We start from the raw sequence: 25,198 nt of genomic DNA on the forward strand, positions 1-25,198 counted from the left end.
CTATGATTGAGCTTTTGTTTTTACTATTACCTGTTGCCGCCGGTTACGGCTGGATTATGGGTAAAAACAGTGCTAAAAACCAAGCTCATCAACTAAACCGTCAGATCACTTCTGAATACAGCAAAGGCTTAAAGTTTCTACTCGACAGAGAAGAAGACCAAGGCTTAGAGCACTTGATTAATTTGCTTGAAGTTTCAGCTGACTCTGTTGAACACTATTCTACACTTGCCACCATGTTTCGCCGTAGAGGTGAATTAGACCGCGCAATTAAAATTCATGAACTTCTATTAAAACACCCAGGCTTAAATGAACAACAAGCTGCAACTAGCCGTTTAGAACTTGCCGAAGATTATATAATGGCTGGTCTACTAGATAGTGCAGAAGAGCACTTAGTTTGGTTAGTTAAGGCTGGCCATGTAGAAGCGCTAGACCCTATTATTACTTTATATTCGCAAACCCGTGAATGGGAAAAAGGCATCAACATGTTTGAAGCCCACAGCGAACTATTTTCAAAAGAACAACAATTTAAAGCGATTGCTAATTTTTATTGTGAATCAGCTTTAAGTGATAACACACCCCAACTAATGAGAAAAGCGATTAGCTTAAATTATAAAGCCGTACGTCCGCTTTACGAGTTAGGATTAGTTGCTTACGCGAAAGAAGATTACGTTAAAGCTATTTATTACTGGCGTGAGCTTGTATCACAATTCACTTTGTTTGCGCCGTTGTTTATTGATGAGCTAGCTCACAGCTATAAACAATTAAATTTAACGCATCAATTTCATGAATTAGTCAGTGACTTGTTAGAAAAGGGCGGTGTATTAATTAAAATAAAACATTGCCAAGCATTGCTTGAGCAAGGACACACTAAACAAGCCTTTGAATTTCTAACTGATAGCTTAAAACGTCAACCTACTATTCGTGGTTTCAGTTTTTTACTGCAATTAATGGGTGACCAAAATAAAAATACTAAAGAAGTACTTAATGAAATTGATAAGCTTGTAACCTCTTATATTGCTACAAAACCTGATTTCCAATGTCAGCATTGCGGTTTTACAAGCTACACCATATATTGGAATTGCCCTTCTTGTAAGCATTGGGAAACCATTGTTCCAAGTCGAGGCTTAGACGGATTTTAATAACCCCTTAAATAATATCGGATTTAACTATGATAATTTTAGCAAATTAAACTGAGAGTTTACTGGGTTGGAATTTTTTGATGTTGTGTCTATATAAATTTCTCTACACCTTCTCTCAAATTACCAGCTAGCACTATTGCATTAAATCTACTTATACAATTACTTTATATCAATTCGCTTAATTAAGTGGTCTGTTTTGAGGTAAGAAAATTGTGTCGATAACAAGGCAAAAATTTCGTAATATTATTGTTCTACATAAGAAATTTTTAACGCAGTTAGCGTCAGATTTGGTCCTCAAATTGATTAAGTATTATTGCGGATTGGTATTATAGCCATACATTAGGATAGTCATGTCTTTCGAACAGTCAAAAAAAATTCTTATAGCATTAGATTACGATGATCAAGAGGTTGCTTTAAACTTTGTTAAACAACTTTCTCCTGATACATGTCGTCTTAAAGTAGGCAAAGAGATGTTTACTTATTTTGGACCTGCATTTGTTAAAGAGTTAATTGATTTAGGTTTTGATGTTTTTCTAGATTTAAAATTTCATGACATCCCTAATACAGTAGCTAAAGCTGTTACTGCAGCTGCGAAAATGGGTGTGTGGATGGTAAACGTTCATGCTTCTGGTGGTTTTGAAATGATGAGCAAAGCTAAATCGGCTCTAGAACAATTTGGCGATAAAGCGCCATTACTTATCGCGGTTACTGTATTAACAAGCATGGATGAAACAGAACTAAAGCGTTTAGGCGTTGATAAATCTGCTCAAGAGCAAGTTATATATTTAGCTAAGCTTGCAAAGGAAGCAGGGCTTGATGGCGTTGTGTGTTCTGCACAAGAAGCAAAAGCTTTAAAAGCAGAGTTAGGTGAGAACTTTAAACTTGTAACACCAGGTATACGTCCTGAAGGCAGTGATGCTGGCGATCAAAAGCGTATTATGACTCCTAAGCAAGCAATAGATGCAGGAAGTGATTATTTAGTTATAGGCCGACCTATTACTCAGGCAGATGATCCCGTAAAAGTGCTTAGTGATGTTAATAGATCTATAGCATAATTTAACAAAAAGCAGCAATATAGTGCTAAAAGCCCTTACCTCATGTATATTTTATGTTACATTATTAGGATTGAAATGTAGTAGGGGTTTGTTTTGAAGTTATTATTAGGTTTTATAATTATTATTGTTGCGGGTTTTTCAGTAAATAAAAATCTTTTTTCTAATAAAGCATATGATGATGTTACATCAGTAACAGATATAATCACGAGTTACCCTGTCAATATGTTCGATTTTAAACAAACAATGCAAGATTATGCACACCACCTATGTTACAAAAATGAGGATACACTCATATCTCAGCATATAACAGTAACTGATTGCATATCTAAGCTTGATGATAAAAAAATAGAATGCGAAAAGAAGGTTTTTCGTTTGGCACCGCTTAACCTAGAGTCAAAAGGTGAAGTGCTTGATTATTCAAGGCAATATACGCAATGTACATTGCCTTATAAGTATATTTTAGGTTAATTACAAACAGATAATATTAGTAATTACAGCCTATTATTTATAATTAAGATCTTAAGCGAATGGATTTCGCTTCAATATCTATCAACTCTTGTTTGAATAATCCACCAATTGCTTTTTTATAGTTAGCTTTACTAGTAGAAAACATCTTTTTTATTGCTTCAGGTTCAGATTTATCACCTAATGGGATAACTCCACCTTCGTTTTTAAGTTTTTGCATAATAGTTTCACCAAGGTCACTTACTTTTCCCATACCTGGTTTTTCTAATACAACATCAATTTTTCCATCTTCACGTACTTTCTGAATGAAGCCTTTAAGCTTTTGACCCACAAATAAGCTTTTAAATACCATATTGTAAAAAACAACACCGAAATGCGATTCTTCAATTAATACCTTGTAGCCAATATCTGTTTTACCAGCAACAATTAAATCTACTTCTTGTAAGTGAGTATATTGTGGCTCATCTTTAGATAGGAAGCGATTAAAGTTGTTTGATGCACAAATACGTTGGCTTGCATTATCAAGGTACAGACGAACTAAATATGAGTGACCTTCTTGCATGCGTGGTTTTTGTTCGTTAAACGGGGTTAGTACATCTTTCTCAAGACCCCAATCTAAAAATGCACCAATACTATTAATTTCTTTAACGCGAAGCAGGGCATATTCACCTACTTGTGCGTGTGGCTTTTTAGTTGTGGCAGTTGCTAAGTTAGCGTTGTCTAAAAAGATAAATACACTAATGCTATCGCCCGCTTCAAGCTCATGTTTAATTTCTTGTTTTGGTAAAAACACTTCACCTAAATCATGACCATCTAAGTAAGCACCTTCGTTACTCACTTCTTTTACAAATAATGTTTGTGTGGTTCCTAGGTAACTCATAATTATTCCTGCTCAGTCTTTTTTTTACGGCGCATTGGTGTATCGCCATCAATGTTCATTGGTGCTTTAATTGGTGCTGTGGGCTTTTTAGGTTTGGCTTTGCGTTTAAATACAGGCTTTTTAACAGCGGCGGATTTTTCTTTAGATTTATCCCACGTTGCCTCAGGCTTTTTCTCTTTTAAACCTTTAAATTTAGCTTTTAAGCCCTCTACGCTCGCAAATTTTAACTCATCATTTAAAAATGCTTTAATAGCTAAATAACTTGCCCAATCTTTTGGGCCAACTAATGAAATTGCGTTACCTTTAAAGCCTGCTCGTCCTGTACGACCTATGCGGTGTACATATTCTTCAGCGTGTTTTGGTAAATCAAAGTTAATAACATGCGTTACACTTAGTAAATCTAAACCACGAGATGCAACATCAGTTGTGATTAATATTTTAAAGTTTTCGCGACTAAACGAATCCATTATATCTAAACGTTTATTTTGTGTTAAATCACCAGCAAGCGCTACAGACTTGAAGCCTTTAGCATTAAGCGCTTCACTCAAGCGACTAGTGTCAGAACGTGTTGCTGTGAAGATAATGCATTGACCAACATCATCTTGATTCAAAAAGTGCTCTAATAGCGCTTCTTTATGATCAAGGTGATCGGCTAGATATAAAGTTTGTTTAATATCGCTATGTTGCTCATTCGCTGCACTTAGCGTAATTTGCTTTGGTTTTTTTAATAGGTTACGTGATAGAGCATCTACTTGTGCATGGTCAAGTGTTGCAGAAAACAATAACGTTTGACGTAAACGGTGATTAGCTTGCTCGTTAATCATTTTTAACTGCTCGGTAAAGCCTAAATCTAAAATACGATCGGCTTCATCAAAAATAAGCAGTTCTAGTCCACTCAATTGTAATGAACGTTTTGTAATGTGATCAGCTAAACGCCCTGGTGTAGCAACTACGAATTGTGGATCGTTTCTAAGTGCTTTTATTTGGTCATTAAAGTTTTCGCCACCAAGTATTTTTACGGCCTTAATGGCTGTGCCTGCAATTAATAAACGCAGCTGAGTAAATACTTGCGTAGCAAGCTCACGAGTAGGAGCAACAATAAGTACACGAGGATCGCGTTTACTGAGTGCTTTTTGTTTCATAACCCTTTGTACAGCAGGTAATAAAAACGCCAAGGTTTTGCCCGACCCAGTTTTAGACTGAGCGAAAATGTCATGCCCTGCAAGTGCGGTAGGCACTGCATGCGCTTGAATATCGGTGGGCTGGGTGATCCCTTGATGTGCTAACTGTGTTTCAAGGCGTGTATCAATCCCAAGATCAGTAAACTGCAATGTGTGTTTCTCCAAAATGAGCAAATTAAGTCTATAAATTTATCAGCGCATTATAGCTTACACAGATAGGTCGCTAACAGTAAAAACCAATCTATAGCGCTATTTTTTGCAATTAAACTAAAAAAGCGTAAAATACGCGCCCCATATGCGCCGGATTTACGATTCGGTAAACGCCAATACTGGCTAATAAGGCAAAATAGGAAATAGAATGACTGTTGTTCATAAAGATAATGTAACGGGCGATCACTTTGTAGTATGTGCGCTGTATAAATTTGTTGGTTTACCTGAATTTGAAGCTATCCGTAAGCCGTTGCTTGAAGTGATGGAAGCAAATGAAGTACGCGGTACTTTACTACTCGCTGCCGAAGGTATAAACGGCACTGTTTCTGCAAAACGTGAAGGGATAGACAACTTATTAGCCTGGCTTGATGAGCAACCAAATTTAAAAAACATCGTAACAAAAGAATCTTACGATGATGAATGCCCGTTTTACCGCACTAAAGTAAAACTAAAAAAAGAAATTGTAACGATGGGCGTTGAAGGCGTAGATCCGCTTAAAGTTGTGGGTAGCTATGTAAAGCCAAATGAGTGGAACGCACTTATATCTGATCCAGAAGTAATTTTAATTGATACACGTAATGATTACGAAATTGAAATTGGTACATTTCAAAATGCAGTCGATCCAAATACTAAAACCTTTCGCGAATTTCCACAGTGGGCTAAAGAAAACTTAGACCCTGAAAAACATAAAAAAGTAGCGATGTTTTGTACAGGTGGTATCCGCTGCGAAAAATCGACGGCCTACATGAAAGAGCAAGGTTTTGATGAAGTTTATCATCTTGAAGGCGGCATTTTAAAATATCTAGAAGAAGTGCCAAAAGAAGAAACCATGTGGGAAGGCGAATGTTTTGTATTTGATAATCGCGTTGCGGTTGATCACGACTTACAAAAGGGCTCTTATGATCAATGCCACGCGTGCCGTATGCCAATTACAGAAGACGAAAAGTTAAAGCCTGAATACATGGAAGGTGTATCTTGTCACCATTGTATTGAAGAAGTGACAGACGAGCAGCGGACACGTTTTGCGGAGCGCCAAAAGCAAATAGAATTAGCGCAAGCCCGTGGCGAAGGCCATATTGGTAATGAGGCACAAGCTGTTTTACAGCAACGTAAAGAAGCCAAAAAAGCCCAAAAAGACGCTCAGCGCGGTAAATAAATTTTTACAATAAGTATTATATTTAAAGAGTCTATTTAGGCTCTTTTTTTGTGCCCAAAATTGTGTAGTAATTGTTTTCACACTCCGATGATAGTGTTAATCTGCAAAACATATTTAGTCATTTTAATGCGCATACAGGAAGGGATTTATGCAAGCCGAACAAGTTGAAATCGCACAATTTTTAGCACAACATCCTCCTTTTGATGACTTACCTCAAAAAGCGCTTAATGAGCTAGCTCAACAAGTAGAAGTTGCTTATTTTAGAGCAAAAACAGACATTTTAAGTTTTGGACAAGACATATCTGATTTGTATGTGATTAGAAGTGGTTCTGTAGAAATGTATCGCCGAAATGGTGAGCTATACAATCGTTTGGCCATTGCAGGAATATTTGGTCAAATGGGTTTATTGATGAACCGTAAGGTGCGTTTTCCTGCAACTGCTCTTGAAGATACGTTAGTTTATTGTATAAATGTTGAGCTATTTAATCGTTACTGTGATGAGTTTGATGCGTTTGCTGATTACTTTGAAACAGATGGTAACGTGCGTTTACATCAAGCTATTGTTGAACAAGCTGATGGCAATGACCTTACAACAGCTAAAGTAAAATCATTAATTCACAGAGATGTAGTCACCGTAGATGCAACATCTACAATACAAGATATCGCTAAATTAATGACCGAAGAGGCGGTATCGTCAGTTTTGGTAACCGATGTAAATAAACCAATAAACGACGATCCTGAGGAAGATGATGGACAAGTCGTTGGCATAATAACCGATAGGGATTTACGCTCAAAAGTAGTGGCTAAAGGGCTTGATTTTAACACACAAGCAAAAGAGATTATGTCTACTAACTTAGTGCTTTTAGATGCTAATGACTATATTTTTGAAGCGGTACTGGCCATGCTCAGAGATAATCTCCATCATTTACCCGTAGTACAAAAAAGACGTCCTATAGGAGTTATCTCCCTCTCTGATATTTTACGTTACGAATCGCAAAGCAGCTTATTACTTGTACGCGGCATACTTGCTCAACAAACAATTGAGGATTTAGCGCATTATGCACGCCAATTACCCAATGTATTTGTCCGTATGGTTAACGAAGATGCAAATTCACACATGATTGGCACTGCCATGGCCGTTATCGGACGTACTTTTAAACAAAGATTACTTGTATTAGCTGAGGAAAAGTTTGGTCCACCTCCCGTTCCTTATTGTTTTATTGCACTGGGCTCCATGGCTCGCGACGAGCAACTTATTGTAACTGATCAAGATAACGCACTAATTTTAGATGACAGTTACGACGATGAAAAACATAACGTGTACTTTCAAAATATTGCCGATTTTGTGTGTGATGGCTTAGCGCAGTGTGGTTACACTTATTGTGATGGCGAAATAATGGCGTCGTTTAAAAAATGGCGTAAAACTCGCTCAGAGTGGTTCGATCAATTTGCTGATTGGATAGCCCAGCCAAAACCACAAGCACTGCTTAATAGCTCTATATTTTTTGATTTAGACGGTGTGTGGGGCAAAACCAAGTGGGCCGACGAGCTTAAAATATTTATAGCGAAACAAAGTAAAGTGAATCGTATATTTCTAGCAAATATGGCTGCAAATGCTCGAAATAGGACACCACCGCTTGGCTTTTTTAAAGGCTTTGTTATGGAGCATAACGGCCAACATAAGCGTTCAATGAACTTAAAACGAAGAGGTACTGCACCACTTTCTGATGTTATACGTGTACACGCATTAGCTATTGGTTCGCGTAAACAAAACTCGTTTGAGCGATTAGAAGATATTATTGAAGCTAAGCTATTACCGCAGGGTAAAGCGCAAGATTTACGTGATTCACTTGAGTATATTGCTATGATGCGAATTCGCCATCAAGCGTGGCAAATAGAGAAGGGCGAAGAGCCTGATAACGACTTAGACCCACATTTACTGTCTCCTTTTGAACAGCGAAACTTGAAAGAGGCATTCGCTATTTTAGAAAAAGCACAAAGCTATTTAAAATTTAGCTACACAGCAAACTCTGGTGTGAAGTAGCCTATGAATCCGCGCAATTATAAAGCAGTTGATTGGCAAGCTAGATACAACGAGCTTGCTAACAACACCGAAAATAAACTTCTAAAACACTTTTATGCAGGTGCTTATAACCAAGATAAAGCCGCAGTAGAAGATGTGCCTTTTGTAGCAATGGACTTTGAAACAACAGGTTTAAATAGCCAGAACGACGATATAGTGAGTGTTGGCTTAGTGCCGTTTAATTTAAAGCGTATTTATTGCAAACACAGTCGGCATTGGGTTGTTCAACCAAGACGTAACCTGCATGAAGAGTCTATTTTAATCCATGGAATAACGCACTCTGAGGTGGATGACGCCCCTGATTTTAACCGAATTATTGAACCTTTACTTGAAGCGCTAAGTGGCAAAGTTGTCGTGGTGCATTACGCTGCAATAGAGCGCCATTTTTTAAATAATGCGTTATTACTGAGGCTTAAAGAAGGTATTGAGTTTGCTCTTGTTGACACAATGGAGCTAGAAAAAAGAGCACTAAAAGAGAGGCAAGGTTTATTAGGCCGATTATTTAATACAAAACTAGGCTCGCTCAGATTAACAGATTGCCGTGCGCGTTATTCCCTACCTGCGTACCAAAATCATAATGCGTTAACGGATGCACTTGCCACAGCTGAGCTTTTACAAGCGCAACTGAGTCATCATTACCGTGTAGATACTCCAATCTCAGAGTTGTGGGTATAATACTAATACGCAATAATACTTTAATCATATTGAGGGTTAAACCTGACGCTAGCTGCGTTAAAAATTTCTCATTTAGAGCAATTAAATAAAGAAATTTTGCCTTACTATCGAGAAGTTTTTCCTGCCACAAAATAGATCACTTTATTAAGCGAATGGATATAACCTTAAATAGTTAAATAAAAAAGCGCCGCAAAAATTGCGGCGCTTTCGTTACTAATTAAAAGTATTGCTTACTAAAAGTATTATTTAACTGGGCGAGGCTCAGTTCGTAAACCTAAAACTAAGCTTAAACACATAAACAACAATACAATAGTAAATGGCAAGCCTGTAGAAACAGCACCTGCTTGTAGTGCTTCGATTGCTTGTGTACCACCAATCCAAAGTAAGGCCGCTGCAATTGCGCCCTCTACCGTTGCCCAAAATATACGTTGTGGCACCGGTGCGTCAATTTTACCGCCAGCTGTAATTGAATCAATGACTAATGAGCCTGAGTCAGATGACGTAATAAAAAATACTAACACTAATATAATCGCAATAAATGATAAGATATTAGATAGAGGTAATGCATCAAACATCTGGAACATAGCTAAAGGGACATCAGTTAAACCATTAGTGCCTAGTGCACCAACACCATTAACTACTTGATCAATAGCAATACCGCCGTATATAGACATCCATAAAATAGTGACAGCAGTAGGGACGAGTAATACCGCAATTAAGAACTCACGAATTGTACGACCACGTGATACACGCGCGATAAACATACCTACGAACGGTGACCAAGAAATCCACCAAGCCCAGTAAAATACAGTCCAGCCATGCATCCATGTTTCGTCTTCACGGCCGTGAGGATTACTCAATGGAATAATGTTTTCTACATAGCCCATCACGGTAGTCGGTACATTACCCATTGCTACAGCAAAGCCCACTAAACAAACAAACAATAATAATGAGAAAGCAATTAACATGTTTACATTACTTAGCAGTTTCACACCACCGTCAATACCGCGAACCACAGAAACAATGGCTAAAAGTGTTACACCCGCAATAACTAGAATTTGAGAGCCAATGCCACCTTCTGTACCAAATACATGGTTAATACCTGCAGAGGCTTGTTGAGCACCTAAACCTAAAGATGTTGCAAGGCCAAATAACGTAGCAAGTACAGCTAAGATATCAATGATATGACCAGGCCAACCCCATGCTCTATCACCTAATATAGGATAAAAAATAGAACGAATAGAAAGCGGTAAACCTTTGTTATACGTAAAAAATGCAAGAGATAAACCAACAACAGCGTAAATAGCCCAAGGATGAAGACCCCAATGGAACATAGTTGCGCCCATTGCTAATTTTGCAGCTTCTGGTGTATTAGCGGCTACATTAAGTGGTGTTTCGTACCAACCAGTAAAGTAAGCAACCGGTTCAGCAACGCCCCAAAACATAAGGCCGATACCCATACCTGCAGCAAATAACATAGCAAGCCATGAAACTCGAGAGTGAGAAGGTTTAGCATCATCACCACCAAGGCGAATATTCCCGTAAGGAGAAACAATAAGTGCTAAACAAAAGAGTACAAAGAAGTTAGCAGCCCACATAAATAGGGCATCAAAATTATTAATAATATCGGTCTTGATACTATCAAGCGCTGTTTTTGCAGTTTGTGGGTCGGTAACAAGTATGGCGATTAAAAAGATGACAATCAGGCCCGCACTAGTTCCAAAAACAGGGTTGTGTATATCAAACCCCCACTTTTGTACGTTGTCCTGACCTACGGTGTAGTCCGTATTGTCAATACTATATTTGTCATGATTTTCCTTCATGCAATACCTCTTTAGTTGTCCTAACAAGCCAAAATAAATTCGGCGTCATATCGAATTACATTAGCCTTTAAATATTAAGTAAAAAGTAATACCGTAATTATTTGAAGACTAACTAATTTGAAGAGTGATCATACAGCTAGTAGTGTATGAGTTAAATATTAAATGTAAATGAATTTGTATTTAAAACGCTGTTTATATAGCCAAATTAATGATTCTTTTATTTAAAAAGCCCTAAAATTATAAATTCAGTGAACGTTAAAATTTAGTTTGCTATTAAAAGTATTAATTTACTTAGTTAAGTAAAAAAAGATCACTTTTAAGCAACTTAATTAATGCTTAAATACTAGGGCTTGTTGATCTTTTAGGATTAAAATTTGTTCAATTTAGGAGCTGTTTAATCGATCCTAGGTTTGTAACCTAACGGTTCGATAACTGCTCCTGCGTTATTCTGCATGCTTACATACACGTGAGAATAATTAAAAGCTGAGCAGCAAAGAGCAAATTTCCCTTTAGGGCTAGTATAAATTTATAAGCTGATAAGCATCTTTAATCAAGTTGTAATATGAATATGATTTAACACAACATTAGGGCATGTTGAATTTTGGCGATTGAATTTACAGTAGTATGTTTGGTTTTTAGGCAAGGCAGAGCCTATGTAGTGTGGTCATTCCCCATAAATAGGCGATAACGCAGCATAAATACCAAACATACACTGCCCTTTGGGTTCTTTCTAGGGACGATTAACTCTTTGTTACTCGGTTTTTACTTAGCCCACTAGGTTACAAACCTCGTGCCGCGATTTAATCGCCCCTAAATTGAACAAATTTCAATCCAAAAAGCTCAGCATGCCCTAAGCTATATTTTATAAATAGATAGGCAAAGGATTAATACTATTATGCGTGAATGCGCTTTAAACAATACCAATCAAAACGAACTTGTTAAACGCTTTTGCAGCGTTAGGGGCGAAAGCCTGGCTATTATTGAACCACTCACTGTAGAAGATTGCCAATTACAAGCTATGGCAGATGCCAGCCCAGGCAAATGGCATTTAGCGCACACCACGTGGTTTTTTGAAACGTTTTTACTTAGTGTTTACTGTAAACAGTACACTGTGTTTAACTCTCACTACCGAATGCTTTTTAATTCTTACTACAATGGGATTGGAGAGCAATTTAAACGGGCAAACCGAGGTAGTTTATCTAGACCTAGTTTAGATGAAGTTTTAGCTTATAGAGAGCATGTAGATAGCTGTGTGGTTGAATTACTTAAAACTGAAGTTAGTCCACAAATTAAAGATATTATTGAACTTGGGTTACACCACGAGCAACAGCATCAAGAACTAATGCTTATGGACATCAAATATAACTTTTCAGTAAATCCATTATTTCCGCAATATAAAACATCGCCTTTAAACAGCCAAAACAAATCAGCAGATATTAAGCCTCTCAATTTTATAAATTTTGAGCAAGGCATTATTAATATAGGTACAAATGCCGACGATGAATTTGCATATGATAACGAGCGCCCCAAACACCAAGTATTAATTCATTCATTTAACTTTGCTAATAGGTTGGTCACTAATGGTGAGTATTTAGACTTTATAAATGCAGGTGGATACAGCAATCCACAGTATTGGTTAAGTGACGGTTGGGCAAATATACAAAACAACGCTCTAACGCAACCATTATATTGGCATTGTATAGATAACGAGTGGTTTGAGTTTACACACTATGGATTAGAGCTTCTCAATTTAAATGCCCCGATCTGTCATGTTAGTTATTTTGAGGCCAGCGCCTATGCTAATTTTGTAAAGGCTCGCTTGCCTACAGAGTTCGAATGGGAATATGCAGCTAAAAATACACCTTCAACAGAGATTAATAATCACTACCTAACACCTCAGCAAGCAAAGAGTGATACTGAAATAAATCAGTTAACTGATTCGTGTTGGCAATGGACGAACAGTGCATATTTACCATACCCCGGTTTTAAGCCTATTGAAGGAGTAGCAGGGGAATACAATGGTAAGTTTATGAATAACCAAATGGTGTTACGTGGTGGGTGTGTGTTTACCCCTCAAAACCATTTACGACAAACATACCGAAATTTTTATTACCCGCATCAAGCGTGGATGTGCAGCGGGATAAGACTAGCTAAGGATATAGTATGAGCCAAGTAACAGCGATTAAGCAAAGCAACATAACCGACACTGAATTTCTAAACGACGTGATAAGCGGATTAACTCAACAACAAAAAACGCTTCCGTGTAAATATTTTTATGATGATAAAGGCGCTGCATTATTTGAGCAAATAACAGCCTTACAAGAGTATTATGTTACACGTACTGAGCTTTCTATATTAGAGCAACACTCAAAGTCGATTGCTCAAATGCTACCTGAAAACCTCTCTATTATAGAGCCCGGCTGTGGCTCGGGTAAAAAGGTAGCCTATTTATTAGCGCATATGGCAAACGTTAAAACCTTTGTACCGTTTGAAATATCTGAGGAGATGCTCAGTTATTCACTTGCACATTTGTCACCATTATTTCCAGATTTGGCAATTTCGCCATTATTAGGAGACTTTACACATAGCCAAATGGTCAAACAGCTAACCAAAGACACCGCTTTAGACAGTCAAACTAATTTGGTGTACTTTCCGGGCTCTACTCTTGGTAATTTTGCCCCAGTTAAAGCCATAGAAATTATGAATAATTTCCATCGCTTATGCGGTGTAAATGGTTATGTATTAATTGGGGTTGATTTAGTAAAAGAGCGCCAAGTGTTACTTGATGCATATAACGATAAGGCGGGAGTTACCGCTGCTTTTAATAAAAATTTACTACAACGTATTAATAACGAGCTAAACGGCACATTTAATATAGATAACTTTAGCCACGAGTCACGCTTTAACGAGCAACATAGCCGTATCGAAATGCATTTAGTAAGTAATCGTACTCAAAGCGTGATTATAAATGATCAGCAAATAGACTTTATAGAAGGCGAAAGTATCCATACAGAAAACTCTCACAAGTACACGCTCGAGTCGTTTAAGCAGCTTGCAGCGCAAGCTAATTTAAAGTTAGAGCAAACATGGCAAGACGATAGTAACTATTTTGCCTTGTGCTTATTAAGACCGCTTTAAACGTTACTTAAGTTTAGGGCGTGTTGATCTTTGATAGTTGAATTTGCAGCAATATGTTTGGTTTTTAGGCAAGGCAGAGCCTATGAAGTGTGGTTATTCCACATAAATAGGCGATAACGCAGCATAAATGCCAAACATGTGCTGCCCTTCGGGTTCTGCCTAGGGGCGATAAACTCTTTGTTGCTCGATTTTTACTTAGCCCACTAGGTTACAAACCTCGCGCCGCGATTTAATCGCCCCTAGATTGAACAAATTTCAATTCGCAAAGATCAACACGCCCTAGTAAATGACAACTTGGGCATTGTTAAACTCATAGTTTAGCAATGCGCCATTATTTGACTGCTGTACAAGCATAGCTTTATTTAAACCGTGTAGTCTAAATAGCAGGGGTGCAATAACAGATACCGCAGAGCCTGTAGCACTGTCTTCATTTACACCAAACTGGGGTGCAAAGTATCTAAAATGCGCTATAGCATTTATTTTTTCTATATTTTTTATACTAAGCGCTATAACAGCATTTTTATGGAGTTTATTCAACGCGTTAAAATCAACGTGTAAGCTTTTTAAATCGTCTTTTTCAACTTCTTTATCGAATTCTTTAATAAAGAATTTATTAAATTCTTTATTAAATAATACAACCGTATAACCGTTTTTGTCGCCGGTACTGTAGGCTGCTTTTATTGCTGATGAAAACACACTTTTTAACTCACCTATAGCTAACTCACTTTTTTTTGGCTCTATGCTTTTTAGTAACAGCTGAGCGCGTTGTTTTTTTACTCTTATAGTAAAGCGCTCATTACTCATTGAAGTAAATACTTCAGGGCAATAACCCAAATGGTCTATTAAAAAATTAGCGGCTGCTAAAGTACCATGTCCACAGCGTTTAATTTCACTCGTTTGATTAAACCAGCGAATTTTACAATGGCGTTTAGCTATCTCATTTTGATTTAAAAATACGGTAGCAGGGTAAGTTGATTGTGATGCAATATATTGCATTGTTTTTGATGTTAACCCATTTTTATAAATAACAATTAAAGCGCTTGAGCCTTTTAAGTTATGTGCAGAGCTATAAAAAACAGATTCGGTGGAAATGAGCTCTATAAAGCGAAGCGTAAGCCATTTAGGCTTACGCTTCGCTAAACAAAGAGTATTAACCTTTGCTTGCATATGCGTCGTTATGAACGCCTGCAGCACGACCTGATGGATCAGCATTGTTTTGGAACGATGCGTCCCATGCAAGTGCTTCAGGAGTCGAACACGCTACCGATTTACCATGAGGTACACATTTAGCTGATGCATCACCAGGGAAATGCGATTCAAAAATAGTACGGTAGTAGTAAGCTTCTTTTGAATCTGGCGTATTAATAGGGTATTTAAATTTCGCATTTTCAAGCTCTTGATCGCTCACTTGCTCATTTACAAACTCTTTTAAGGTATCAATCCAGCTGTAGCCTACACCGTCTGAAAACTGCTCTTTTTGACGCCATAGCACTTCATCAGGTAAGTAACCTTCAAAGCCTTCACGTAAAATGTGTTTTTCAATTTTTCCATCTTTACACATTTTAGCTTCAGGGTTGATACGCATAGCAACATCAACAAATTCTTTATCAAGAAACGGTACACGTGCTTCTACGCCCCATGCCGCCATTGATTTATTAGCACGTAAACAGTCAAACATATGCAGTTTTGATACTTTACGGTTTAGCTCTTCATGAAACTCTTGTGCGTTAGGGGCTTTATGGAAGTATAAGTAACCACCAAATAGCTCATCAGCACCTTCGCCAGATAACACCATTTTAATGCCCATTGCTTTAATTTGGCGAGCCATTAGGTACATAGGTGTAGAGGCACGAATTGTTGTTACGTCGTAGGTTTCTATGTGGTAAATCACTTCACGTAATGCATCAATACCTTCTTGAATGGTAAAAATGATAGGGTGGTGAATAGTACCAATCATGTCAGCTACTTTTTGTGCAGCCGCTAAATCAGGTGAGCCTTCAAGACCTACTGAAAAAGAATGCAGCTTAGGCCACCATGCGTCGCTTTCGTCGTTATCTTCAATACGTTTTGCAGCAAAGCGCTGGGTAATAGCAGAGATAACCGATGAGTCTAAACCACCAGAAAGTAATACACCGTAAGGTACGTCACACATTAATTGGCGTTTAACGGCCGCTTCTAATGCATCTTTAACGTCTTGCGCTTCTGCGCTGTTATCTTTAACTGCATCAAATGTTTCCCAATCACGTTTGTAATAAGGCGTCATTTTGCCATCTTTGCTATACAGGTAATGCCCTGGTGGAAATTCTTCAATATGCTTACAAATTGGAGAAAGTGCTTTTAGCTCAGAAGCAACGTAAAAGTTACCGTGCTCGTCGTGACCGGTGTAAAGCGGGATAATACCAATATGGTCACGGCCAATTAAGTAGGCGTCATTTTCTTCATCGTATAAACAAAATGCAAAAATGCCATTTAGATCATCTAAAAAGTCAGGCCCTTTTTGTTTATACAGCGCTAAAATAACTTCACAGTCTGATTGAGTTTGAAAAGTAAAATCAACATCTAGCTCTGCTGCAAGTTCTTTATGATTATAAATCTCGCCGTTAACCGCCAAAATATTTGTTTTTTCAGGATTGTATAAAGGCTGTGCACCGCTTGATACACCAACAATAGCTAAACGCTCATGCACTAAAATAGCTTTTTCAGATGCATATACACCAGACCAATCTGGGCCACGGTGTCTAAGCAGCTTTGACATTTCAATTGCTTGGGTACGCAATTGAGTGGGATCAGATTTAATATCTAATACCCCAAAAATTGAACACATAGTAACTCCTCATTCCTATTATGTGTGCAGCAGAGCCAATTTGCTGTGCTGCGAAACCTTGTTTTATCAGAAAAAATTACTCAAGTCACATAGCTTTTACAATTAATTAAGAATAATTTATGCACCAAGCTAGATGTAATTGCACCAAAGTGGTTAATGCGTAGTTCCTGCTGCTATTTTTACGTCGCTATTATTGTTTAAAGCTTGTGCAATCATAACTCTCAGGGCATTAATAACGGTTTCTTCGCTCATGCTTGGTGCGCCATTGTGGTGCACAGCTTGGCTTGGTAAATAAGGAATATGCACAAAGCCACCTTTCATTACAGCGCAGTGATCATTTATGTAATGCATAAGACCATACATAACGTGATTACACACATAAGTACCTGCTGTATTGGAAATGGCAGCAGGTATATTGCTGTTGTGCAATGCTTGTAACATGCGCTTTATTGGTAAGTTTGTGAAATAGGCATCAGGGCCATTTTTTTCTATTGGTGTATCGATAGGCTGCTTACCTGCATTGTCTTTAATGCGTGCATCGTCAACGTTTATTGCAATACGCTCAATTGATATTTCGCTGCGCCCACCAGCTTGGCCTATACATAAAACAACCGCCGGATTGTGCGACTCAATGGCGTTTATAAGCTGACTGATAGACGTATTAAATTCACAGGCAAGTTCTAGTGTGCATATTTTGTGTTTCATGATGATAGTTTCATCAAGTTTTTGCACTGCTTGCCAAGAAGGGTTTATAGCTTCGCCACCAAAAGGAGCAAAGCCAGTTATTAATACACACGGCATAGTAGAAGTTGATTTAGTCATTAAACACCAAGCTATACATTAAAATAATATTAACGGCGAGTAAGGTAACGGCCGTCGGAATTTGAACCTTTATTACATGGTACCTATTTTTAAAATCTAGGGCGTGTTGATTCTAGAATATTTTATAGGTTATTTTTAAGTGCAAGGCTCAATTGATGTAGGTGCCCGTCAAGTTTCTGCTTCGCCTTTGCTGCTTCTTCAAACGTTACATATTTAAATTCAACAGTATCTAAAGGTCTAAATTGTGCAAATTGATGTAAGTCGGCTTCAATTACAGTCCCTAAAAGCGGATAGCCCCCGGTTGTTTGACCATCGTTAAGTAGCACAATAGGCTCACCATTCGGTGGCAGTTGAATACTCCCAGGACTCACCCCTAGTGATGGCAAAGAGTGCGAATGTGCCAAATTATTTTTATGCTCAAGCCTTACGCCCATTCGGTTGCTGTTACTACTAACTTTAAATGGGGTAGATACAAAGTTGTTAAGTAAAGGCTCGCCTAATAAATTAGCATGAGGACTTGGGTGCAGTCGTATAAGCTTGCGCTGGGCGGGAGCAATTGCGCCTACTTTTATAAACTCTCCATAATAAGGAGTAATAGGTATTTCATCACCAGTGGCGAGAGCTCTACCTTCAATACCACCAAAACATGCGTTTAAATCTGTAGATTTAGAGCCCATAACTTCAGTATTTTGTATACCGTCTTTCACTGATAAATAAGCTCTTAAGCCGGCTCTACCAGTAGCAAAGCTCAGTACTTGTTTGTTTTTTACTGCATATGTCCAACCAGGATAAATTGCTTGTCCATCAAGGGTTGCTTGCAAATCTGCACCATGAAGCGCAATTACTGTGTCGCAGGTGAATTCCAGCTCGCACAAACCAACGGTTATTTCTAAAACGGCATCATTGTCGTTATTGTTAAGTAATCTATTAGCAATTATTTGTGCAAAGGGGTCTAAGCTACCCGCTTTGCTTACACCTAAATGACGGTAGCCATTACGGCCAAAATCTTGAATGGTAAGTAATACACCACTTTTAAGTACTTTAATCATGAGTTGCTCCTTTATTAACTAGCGGAACAAATTCAAGCGTATCGCCTGGTTGAATTAAACAAGGTTGCTCAGAGGTCGAATCAAACAAAGCTGTATCTGTATGGCCAATTATGTGCCAACCACCAGGGGTATCTGCGGGGTAAATTCCGGTTTGTGCAGCACCTATCGCAACAGAACCTTTAGGGACTCTAGTACGTGGTTCATCACGCCTTGGTGTATGTAATTGCTCATCTAAGCCATGTAGGTAAGCAAAACCGGGCTGGAAGCCTAAAAATAAAACGTGGTACTTGGTTTTACTATGAATATTAATAACCTCATCAGCGTTTAAATTATGATAACGAGCCACGTAATTAATATCCTCACCCTTGTATATGGTTTCGATTAAGTGATGCTGCCCCTTAAAAGTACTCGTTTTAATATCATTCCACAGCGAAGGTAGCACTTGTAACCACTTATTTAAGTGTTTATCTGATTTTAAATAGAGAGTGAGCGAGTTCATGGCTGGCACCAAATCGGTAAATTCATCAGTGCTTTTACAGTGGCTAGCTAAAGCCCAAATTTTCTTTTGAATAGAGAGTCTATCTATAGCGTCTAAATGCGATGCATCAAGTAGTAAACTACTGTTTGTTAATGCATAAATATGGGGAGCTGGCTTCATTAAATAAACCTATTTGTACAACATAATTTAAACGTAACACAGTTTTATTAATTTATTTACACCATTGCGACTAAGTGGTTATGTTTAGTGTTTATTTACCCAGCTTACTTTAAGAGTGTTTTTATATTCAATTAATCGTATTTAACTTATTGAGGACTAAAACTTAATACATTTCGTACTAAATAAGTAATTAGGTTGAAATGAAAATTAAGATAAGGAGGTCTTAATTAGCACGCACTTGTTTATGAGGTACTTTATGAAACACCAGCATTTATTATATTTATCAGGCGCTGCTATTATATTTAGCGCAGGCAGCTTTGCTTTATCTATGGAAAAGGTAGAACACAGTAATGTAGAAGCCACCATGCATGTAGAAACCATCGTACTGGGGTCTGGTTGTTTTTGGGGAGCCGAAAAACGCTACGAAGCGCTTAATGGCGTTATTGATGCTGAGTCGGGTTATGCTGACGGTAATGGGTTTAAAGCAACGTACAGAAATATCACCGATCAGTCTCGTCGTTTTGACGAGAATAATTATGCTGAGGTTGTACAGGTTATGTATAACAGCAATATAATTTCAGCAGAAGATCTCTTAAAAAATTATTTTGAAAGTCACGATCCTACGCAAAAAAATCGCCAAGGTAACGACATCGGTACGCAATATCGTTCAATCGTATTAACGACTACTGATGCACAAGCTAAAGTAGCTGAGCAAGTTAAATCGCAATATCAGCAGCTTTTAACTGATGCGAGCTACGGCGAAATCGAAACGGTTATTAAACCGCTTACAGGTTTTGTATCGGCAGAAGAATATCACCAAAATTATCTAGAAAAGAACCCTAATGGCTATTGCCCCGATCATTCTACAGGCGTAGTTTTTAATAAAACACCCGTAGAAAAAGCAGACAACAGTGCTCTACTCGCAGGTAAGCAAATAGTGGTACTTGATTCTCGTGATTACTGCCCGTACTGTGAAAAATTTAAAAAAGCAGTCGCAAATGATTACAAAGGCACAATACCTATGACATTTCGTCATGCTGACCAACTTAATGATTTAACTATTAAGTCAGCCACGTGGGCAACGCCGACTATTTTGTTTCTAGAAAATGGCGTTGAGGTATATGGCCGTCAAGGCTATGCAACACCTGAAGAGTTTTATAAAGCATTAGGCGCTTTTAAATTAGGTAACAGTGATGCTTATAAAGTTGCATTCGATGCACGAACAGATAGACCTTATTGTAAAGAGTACAAAGAGTTTAAAAATACACCTGATGGTACTTTTGTTGATAAATTAAGTGGAGAGCCACTATTTGATACAAGCGATAGGTTTAACTCCGGTACTGGTTGGTTGTCGTTTAAGCACCCAGTAAAAAGTAGTGTAACGCAGCATGACGATAGCAGCTGGGGAATAACACGTATTGAGCTACGTTCTAAAAGTACAGGTATTCATCTTGGTCATTTATTCCCAGGAGAAGGCCCTAGAGGCACAGACCGCTACTGTATAAACGCAACAGTACTCGATTTTGTACCAAGAGATAAAAGTTAAACCTTTTACTTTGTAAAGCCTGATTTTAATCAGGCTTTTTTTTGCATAAAATAAAATAGATTTATCATATTCTTTGCAAATTTGTTAAAATTAAAGCGTTGAGCTACACATCAATTATATTACTTAGGTTGTAAATGAATCAATTTATAAAAATAACAACGCAGTTAATGTATTTGCCTTTAGCTTTATTAATTTTTATTACCGATGCTAAGTCGGCAACGCACTATGTCGTCGGTGTAGAGAATATAGAGTATCTACCTTACTTTGATGGTAGTGGAACAAATGGTGCAGATTATTATGGCTTCAGTGAAGAGTTGCTGACTTTATTTGCACAGCAGCACGATTTTGAATTTGAGTTTTACACGCTGCCAATTAATCGTCTCTATAAAGAATTCATTGATCACCATCATGTTGATTTTAAATACCCAGATAACCCTCAATGGAAACCAAGTTATAAAGCTTCCTTTGGTGATTTAAATGAAATTATTTATTCGCAGCCAACCGTTGTGACTAAAACGGGTATTGCGAGTTTAAATAAAAATATCACCATTGATGAATGCGTTAGTTTTGCAACGGTGAGAGGGTTTACGTCTCAAAGCTTTAAACCTTTAATGAATAACGAAAACGTTGAGCTAATTGAAACAGCTAACGTAATGGAATTAATAGAGATGCTTTTGAAAGAGCGAGTGGAGTGTATTTACATATCTAACGATGTATTAAACTATAATATTGTTAAATATTTCAAATTAACCCGACCCGTTTATTTTCAAAACGAATTGCCGACAGATTTACAAGCCTTTTTATTATCGTCGATTGACTACCCTGAGGTAGTTAAGCAATTTGATACATTTTTGCTTTCACATAAAGTGCAAATAAGTAAATTAAAAAGAGAGTATCAAATAAAAAATTAACTAAAAAAGCCCCGTAAGTTATAACTTACGGGGCTTTTTAAAAGGTATTAACCTGTGTATAACTATATTATGTATGTGCTTAATAATAAAAACAGTTCAAGCCAAGTCACCACCTAACTTGAACTGCTTTTCACACTGACAACATCTTCACACACAATATAAAGATTCTGTTTACGACTCTTACGTAGCCTTGTAATGCATATCATGTGGTTGAGCCAAGAATAAAAACAGTTCAAGCCAAGTCACCACCTAACTTGAACCGCTTTTCACACTGACAACATCTTCACACACAATATAAAGATTCTGTTTGCTACGCTTTAGTAGCCTGGTAATGCATATCATGTGGTTTGTGCCAAAAATAAAAACAGTTCAAGCCAAGTCACCACCTAACTTGAACCGCTTTTTCACACTGACAACATCTTCACACACAATATAAAGATTCGGTTTGCTACGCTTTAGTAGCTTTGTAATGCATATCATGTGGTTGAGCCAAGAATAAAAACAGTTCAAGCCAAGTCACCACCTAACTTGAACCGCTTTTTCACACTGACAACATCTTACACACACAATATAAGATCCTTTTCACTGCTAAGTTTGAGTTACTAAAACTCAAAAGGTTGCATTTATTGCTCTTAAAAAACAAATTAACTAAGTTGTTTTGAGCTGATGAAGTAACTTTAATATTTAACTTTATTTTCGACAAACGATAAAAATGAAACCAATGAGTGAAAAAAATTAAACTATAGACTTTAGTCTAATGCTCGGCGTTAAGCTTATGTATTTAAATAAAAAATATTATTAAAAATTGCAGAGAGGTTTAGACGAGTTCAGTAATAAAACACAGAGTGGGTTCTATTAATGAGCTCGTCTAATAGGGGATTATTCTTGGATTTTTCTAAACGTATTTACAACCCACTTCGCAAATAAATCAAGCGGGTGATTAGGCGTGCTTGATTCGTGCTGTACTAAATAGTATTTATCTTTAGTTGTTAAAGGCTGCTCGAATAATTTATAAAGCCATTGCTCATCTAACCAGCTTTGACTAATAGGCAGTGGAATAAGCGCAATGCCCATGCCTTGCTGCGCTGCACGCGCTACACCAAACATGCTATCTATTTGAATAATCTGCGAAGGAGAAAAGTCATCAATACCCGCTTTTTCGGCCCACTGGTGCCATGCCCAAGGGCGAGCTTTGTGGAGGATGAGGGGAACTTGGTTAAGCGCTTGACGATGATCGTCCCTCCATTGATCGAGCAATTTTTTATTACATGCAGGAATATATTCAAGGTTAAACAACTCTGTTGCTAATCCTTCAGTAGGTTTACCAGAGGACAATACAATAGATAAATCGCTATGACGCGTTAACTCTTTGCGTGTTTTAAGCGTGTCCATTTGCAGGTTTATATTAGGGTGCTCTGACGTCCACTCACTTAATTTAGGCATGAGTAGCTCGCTGGCAAAAAACTCAGGCAACGTAATTGTCAAATTTGTATTTTGCTGCATCTGACTAAACTCGTTAATGGTGCCCTCTAACATTGTGATGATAGGAGACACAGCATCAAAAAAGTTTTTACCCGCTGTGGTTAAGCTAATTGAACGCGTTTTACGTTGAAAAAGTTCAATACCAAGTTGTTCTTCAAGTTGTTTTATTTGATGGCTTACCGCAGACGGCGTTAAGTACAGCTCATTAGCTGCATGCTTAAAACTTAGGCTTCTTGCGGCAAAGCAAAAAGAGCGAAGGCCACGAATAGGAGTTTGCATGTTTTCCAGAATTATTTAATTTATTGAGACGCCTTACTTAGGCAAAATTTGAACCAACTATTTAATACTTAAATATCAGTAGGTTAAAAATAAATTTAACGCTAGTTCACAAAAAGGGTGCAGACTATCCACAAAATAGTGCAAAGAATCTAAGCGCTTACATTTAATTTATATTTGTATTATAGATAAAATTTACTACAGATGTATGAATGACGGTAAAAATAATGGCAAAAGATAAAAAAAATCCCTCGTGAGAGGGATTTTGGGTAACTCAGCGCCATTGGCACTGGGAATGAGGTCGGTACAGGGTAAAGCGTTATTTTAAGCTAAAGCCTAAAAAACCATTTCTGGTACTTCACCGTCAACAAGTAATTTACCTGCTGTTTTACTAATGATTTCATCAACAGTTACGCCCGGAGCGCGTTCTAATAAATGAAATGCGCCGTCTTTAACTTCTAGTACGGCTAAATCTGTCACTATTTTTTTAACGCAATTAACGCCAGTAAGCGGTAAAGAGCAGGCTTCTAATAGTTTAGAGTCACCATGCTTACTTGCATGGGTCATAGTAACAATAATATTTTTTGCGCCAGCGACTAAATCCATCGCGCCACCCATGCCTTTAATCAGCTTTTTAGGGATCATCCATGATGCGATGTTGCCGTTCTGGTCAACTTCAAATGCACCCAGAACAGTTAAGTCTACATGACCACCCCGTATCATGGCAAAACTATCTGCACTATTAAATATGGCTGCACCTTTAGCTGCTGTCACGGTTTCTTTACCCGCGTTAATCATATCGGCATCTAGCTCTGCTTTAGTAGGGTACGGGCCCATGCCTAAAAGGCCATTTTCGGACTGTAACATAACTTCAATATCATCCGGTACATAGTTTGCGACGAGTGTCGGAATTCCTATGCCCAAATTTACGTAGTAACCGTCTTGAAGTTCTTGTGCAACGCGCATTGCAACTTGTTCACGTGATAATGCCATAATTATGCTCCTGCTTAATCTCGTGTTGTTACACGTTCAATGCGTTTTTCAAAGCTGCCTTTAATAACGCGATTTACAAAAATACCTGGGGTATGAATTTGGCTTGGTTCAAGCTCGCCCGGCTCTACAATTTCTTCTACTTCGGCAACGGTAATTTTACCAGCCGTTGCTGCCATTGGATTAAAGTTCATGGCGGTGTGTCTAAACACTAAATTACCGTATCGATCGGCTTTCCATGCTTTTACTATGGCAAATTCACCTGTTATAGACTCTTCTAAAATATACGGGCGACCATTAAATTCTTTTACGTCTTTGCCTTCAGCCACAGGAGTACCGTAACCGGTAGCGGTGTAAAACGCAGGTATACCCGCGCCACCAGCACGCATTTTTTCAGCAAGTGTACCTTGAGGTGTAAGCTCTACATCAATTTCGCCACTCAATAACTGCTGCTCGAATAGGGCGTTTTCGCCAACGTACGAGGCAATTACTTTTTTAATTTGCTTGTCTTGTAATAAAATACCTAAACCAAAGTCATCAACACCACAGTTATTAGATACTACAGTTAAGTTTTTTGTTTGCATGTGCTTAATTTGTTTAATTAAGCCCTCAGGAATACCACATAAACCAAAACCTCCGGCAATAATAGTATCGCCGTCTTTTAATCCTTCCATTGCAGCTTCGTAGCTATAAACTACCTTATCAAAACCGGCCATGAGTCTCTCCTCATTGTGTGCTATTTGTTGTTAACTATCTTGAATCATCATTTTATAAGATAGCTATTTAACCTGAACTCTGGTTAATAGATTTACTAACATATGAATCAGGGTGATAT

The 25,198-nt window shown here is 37.8% G+C and carries 21 protein-coding genes; 10 read left to right on the plus strand and 11 right to left on the minus strand.

Features of this window, described 5'->3' with window-relative positions; translation table 11 throughout:
* The first annotated feature begins 2 nt into the window (after positions 1 to 2).
* The 3 genes from lapB (at position 3) to GQR38_RS01680 (ending at position 2,662) form a co-directional block, all read left to right on the plus strand.
* The gene (gene lapB / locus GQR38_RS01670; RefSeq protein ID WP_010552858.1) at positions 3 to 1,139 is read left to right on the plus strand and encodes a lipopolysaccharide assembly protein LapB; all 1,137 of its coding nucleotides are present in this window, start codon (positions 3 to 5) and stop codon (positions 1,137 to 1,139) included.
* A gap of 350 nt (positions 1,140 to 1,489) precedes the next feature.
* Positions 1,490 to 2,194, plus strand: coding sequence for an orotidine-5'-phosphate decarboxylase (gene pyrF / locus GQR38_RS01675; RefSeq protein WP_101217323.1), 705 nt, complete (start codon positions 1,490 to 1,492; stop codon positions 2,192 to 2,194).
* A 93-nt stretch (positions 2,195 to 2,287) separates the two neighbouring features.
* Complete coding sequence (locus tag GQR38_RS01680; RefSeq protein ID WP_101164055.1) at positions 2,288 to 2,662, plus strand: hypothetical protein; 375 nt, start codon at positions 2,288 to 2,290, stop codon at positions 2,660 to 2,662.
* Positions 2,663 to 2,705: 43 nt separating this feature from the next.
* On the opposite strand, the gene GQR38_RS01685 is transcribed toward GQR38_RS01680, so the two are convergent.
* Both GQR38_RS01685 and GQR38_RS01690 read right to left on the minus strand, forming a co-directional pair.
* Positions 2,706 to 3,539 (minus strand): S1-like domain-containing RNA-binding protein, encoded by an 834-nt coding sequence (locus tag GQR38_RS01685; RefSeq protein WP_024590152.1) that lies wholly within the window; start codon positions 3,537 to 3,539, stop codon positions 2,706 to 2,708.
* A gap of 2 nt (positions 3,540 to 3,541) precedes the next feature.
* The gene (locus GQR38_RS01690) at positions 3,542 to 4,870 is read right to left on the minus strand and encodes a DEAD/DEAH box helicase (protein ID WP_007583068.1); all 1,329 of its coding nucleotides are present in this window, start codon (positions 4,868 to 4,870) and stop codon (positions 3,542 to 3,544) included.
* Positions 4,871 to 5,078: 208 nt separating this feature from the next.
* Here GQR38_RS01690 and GQR38_RS01695 point away from each other — a divergent pair, with 208 nt between their 5' ends.
* The 3 genes from GQR38_RS01695 to GQR38_RS01705 all read left to right on the plus strand — a co-directional run bounded on the left by GQR38_RS01695 (position 5,079) and on the right by GQR38_RS01705 (position 8,844).
* Positions 5,079 to 6,086 (plus strand): rhodanese-related sulfurtransferase, encoded by a 1,008-nt coding sequence (locus tag GQR38_RS01695; protein ID WP_007583069.1) that lies wholly within the window; start codon positions 5,079 to 5,081, stop codon positions 6,084 to 6,086.
* Positions 6,087 to 6,234: 148 nt separating this feature from the next.
* Positions 6,235 to 8,130 (plus strand): DUF294 nucleotidyltransferase-like domain-containing protein, encoded by a 1,896-nt coding sequence (locus GQR38_RS01700; RefSeq protein ID WP_165721555.1) that lies wholly within the window; start codon positions 6,235 to 6,237, stop codon positions 8,128 to 8,130.
* A gap of 3 nt (positions 8,131 to 8,133) precedes the next feature.
* Positions 8,134 to 8,844, plus strand: coding sequence for a 3'-5' exonuclease (locus tag GQR38_RS01705; protein ID WP_165721556.1), 711 nt, complete (start codon positions 8,134 to 8,136; stop codon positions 8,842 to 8,844).
* 242 nt (positions 8,845 to 9,086) lie between these two features.
* Here the strand turns inward: GQR38_RS01705 and GQR38_RS01710 are convergent, their stop codons facing one another.
* Positions 9,087 to 10,667 (minus strand): BCCT family transporter, encoded by a 1,581-nt coding sequence (locus GQR38_RS01710; RefSeq protein WP_024590156.1) that lies wholly within the window; start codon positions 10,665 to 10,667, stop codon positions 9,087 to 9,089.
* A gap of 895 nt (positions 10,668 to 11,562) precedes the next feature.
* Between GQR38_RS01710 and egtB the strand changes: the two genes are divergently transcribed.
* Both egtB and egtD read left to right on the plus strand, forming a co-directional pair.
* Positions 11,563 to 12,834, plus strand: coding sequence for an ergothioneine biosynthesis protein EgtB (egtB, locus tag GQR38_RS01715; protein ID WP_165721557.1), 1,272 nt, complete (start codon positions 11,563 to 11,565; stop codon positions 12,832 to 12,834).
* Positions 12,831 to 13,805, plus strand: coding sequence for an L-histidine N(alpha)-methyltransferase (gene egtD / locus GQR38_RS01720; RefSeq protein ID WP_165721558.1), 975 nt, complete (start codon positions 12,831 to 12,833; stop codon positions 13,803 to 13,805). Before egtB ends, egtD begins: the two co-directional genes overlap by 4 nt.
* Before the next feature lie 279 nt (positions 13,806 to 14,084).
* Here egtD and GQR38_RS01725 read toward each other — a convergent pair whose 3' ends face one another.
* From GQR38_RS01725 to pxpB, 5 genes are all read right to left on the minus strand, one after another.
* Positions 14,085 to 14,972, minus strand: a complete 888-nt coding sequence (locus GQR38_RS01725) for a PhzF family phenazine biosynthesis protein (protein WP_165721559.1) — start codon at positions 14,970 to 14,972, stop codon at positions 14,085 to 14,087.
* Positions 14,956 to 16,629 (minus strand): asparagine synthase B, encoded by a 1,674-nt coding sequence (gene asnB / locus GQR38_RS01730; RefSeq protein ID WP_007583083.1) that lies wholly within the window; start codon positions 16,627 to 16,629, stop codon positions 14,956 to 14,958. The genes GQR38_RS01725 and asnB overlap by 17 nt, the downstream gene beginning before the upstream one ends.
* A gap of 153 nt (positions 16,630 to 16,782) precedes the next feature.
* The gene (gene pcp, locus GQR38_RS01735; protein WP_080670012.1) at positions 16,783 to 17,451 is read right to left on the minus strand and encodes a pyroglutamyl-peptidase I; all 669 of its coding nucleotides are present in this window, start codon (positions 17,449 to 17,451) and stop codon (positions 16,783 to 16,785) included.
* Between the two features lie 122 nt (positions 17,452 to 17,573).
* A complete protein-coding gene (locus GQR38_RS01745) occupies positions 17,574 to 18,500 on the minus strand; it encodes a biotin-dependent carboxyltransferase family protein (protein WP_165721560.1) in 927 nt (308 codons plus the stop codon).
* Positions 18,493 to 19,158, minus strand: a complete 666-nt coding sequence (gene pxpB, locus GQR38_RS01750; RefSeq protein ID WP_165721561.1) for a 5-oxoprolinase subunit PxpB — start codon at positions 19,156 to 19,158, stop codon at positions 18,493 to 18,495. The genes GQR38_RS01745 and pxpB overlap by 8 nt, the downstream gene beginning before the upstream one ends.
* A 256-nt stretch (positions 19,159 to 19,414) precedes the next feature.
* Here pxpB and msrA point away from each other — a divergent pair, with 256 nt between their 5' ends.
* Positions 19,415 to 20,704 carry a peptide-methionine (S)-S-oxide reductase MsrA gene (gene msrA / locus GQR38_RS01755; protein ID WP_165721562.1) on the plus strand — a complete coding sequence of 430 codons (1,290 nt, stop codon included), beginning with the start codon at positions 19,415 to 19,417 and terminating at the stop codon, positions 20,702 to 20,704.
* A 134-nt stretch (positions 20,705 to 20,838) separates the two neighbouring features.
* The gene (locus GQR38_RS01760) at positions 20,839 to 21,615 is read left to right on the plus strand and encodes an amino acid ABC transporter substrate-binding protein (RefSeq protein WP_165721563.1); all 777 of its coding nucleotides are present in this window, start codon (positions 20,839 to 20,841) and stop codon (positions 21,613 to 21,615) included.
* Positions 21,616 to 22,494: 879 nt separating this feature from the next.
* Here the strand turns inward: GQR38_RS01760 and GQR38_RS01765 are convergent.
* The 3 genes from GQR38_RS01765 to GQR38_RS01775 all read right to left on the minus strand — a co-directional run bounded on the left by GQR38_RS01765 (position 22,495) and on the right by GQR38_RS01775 (position 25,079).
* Positions 22,495 to 23,376 (minus strand): LysR family transcriptional regulator, encoded by an 882-nt coding sequence (locus tag GQR38_RS01765; RefSeq protein WP_024590165.1) that lies wholly within the window; start codon positions 23,374 to 23,376, stop codon positions 22,495 to 22,497.
* 333 nt (positions 23,377 to 23,709) lie between these two features.
* Positions 23,710 to 24,366 (minus strand): CoA transferase subunit B, encoded by a 657-nt coding sequence (locus GQR38_RS01770; protein ID WP_007580251.1) that lies wholly within the window; start codon positions 24,364 to 24,366, stop codon positions 23,710 to 23,712.
* A 14-nt stretch (positions 24,367 to 24,380) separates the two neighbouring features.
* The gene (locus GQR38_RS01775; RefSeq protein ID WP_121954422.1) at positions 24,381 to 25,079 is read right to left on the minus strand and encodes a CoA transferase subunit A; all 699 of its coding nucleotides are present in this window, start codon (positions 25,077 to 25,079) and stop codon (positions 24,381 to 24,383) included.
* Positions 25,080 to 25,198 lie beyond the last annotated feature (119 nt).

Source organism: Pseudoalteromonas sp. c7(2019) (assembly GCF_011378625.1).
GTDB classification, from domain to species: domain Bacteria; phylum Pseudomonadota; class Gammaproteobacteria; order Enterobacterales; family Alteromonadaceae; genus Pseudoalteromonas; species Pseudoalteromonas arctica.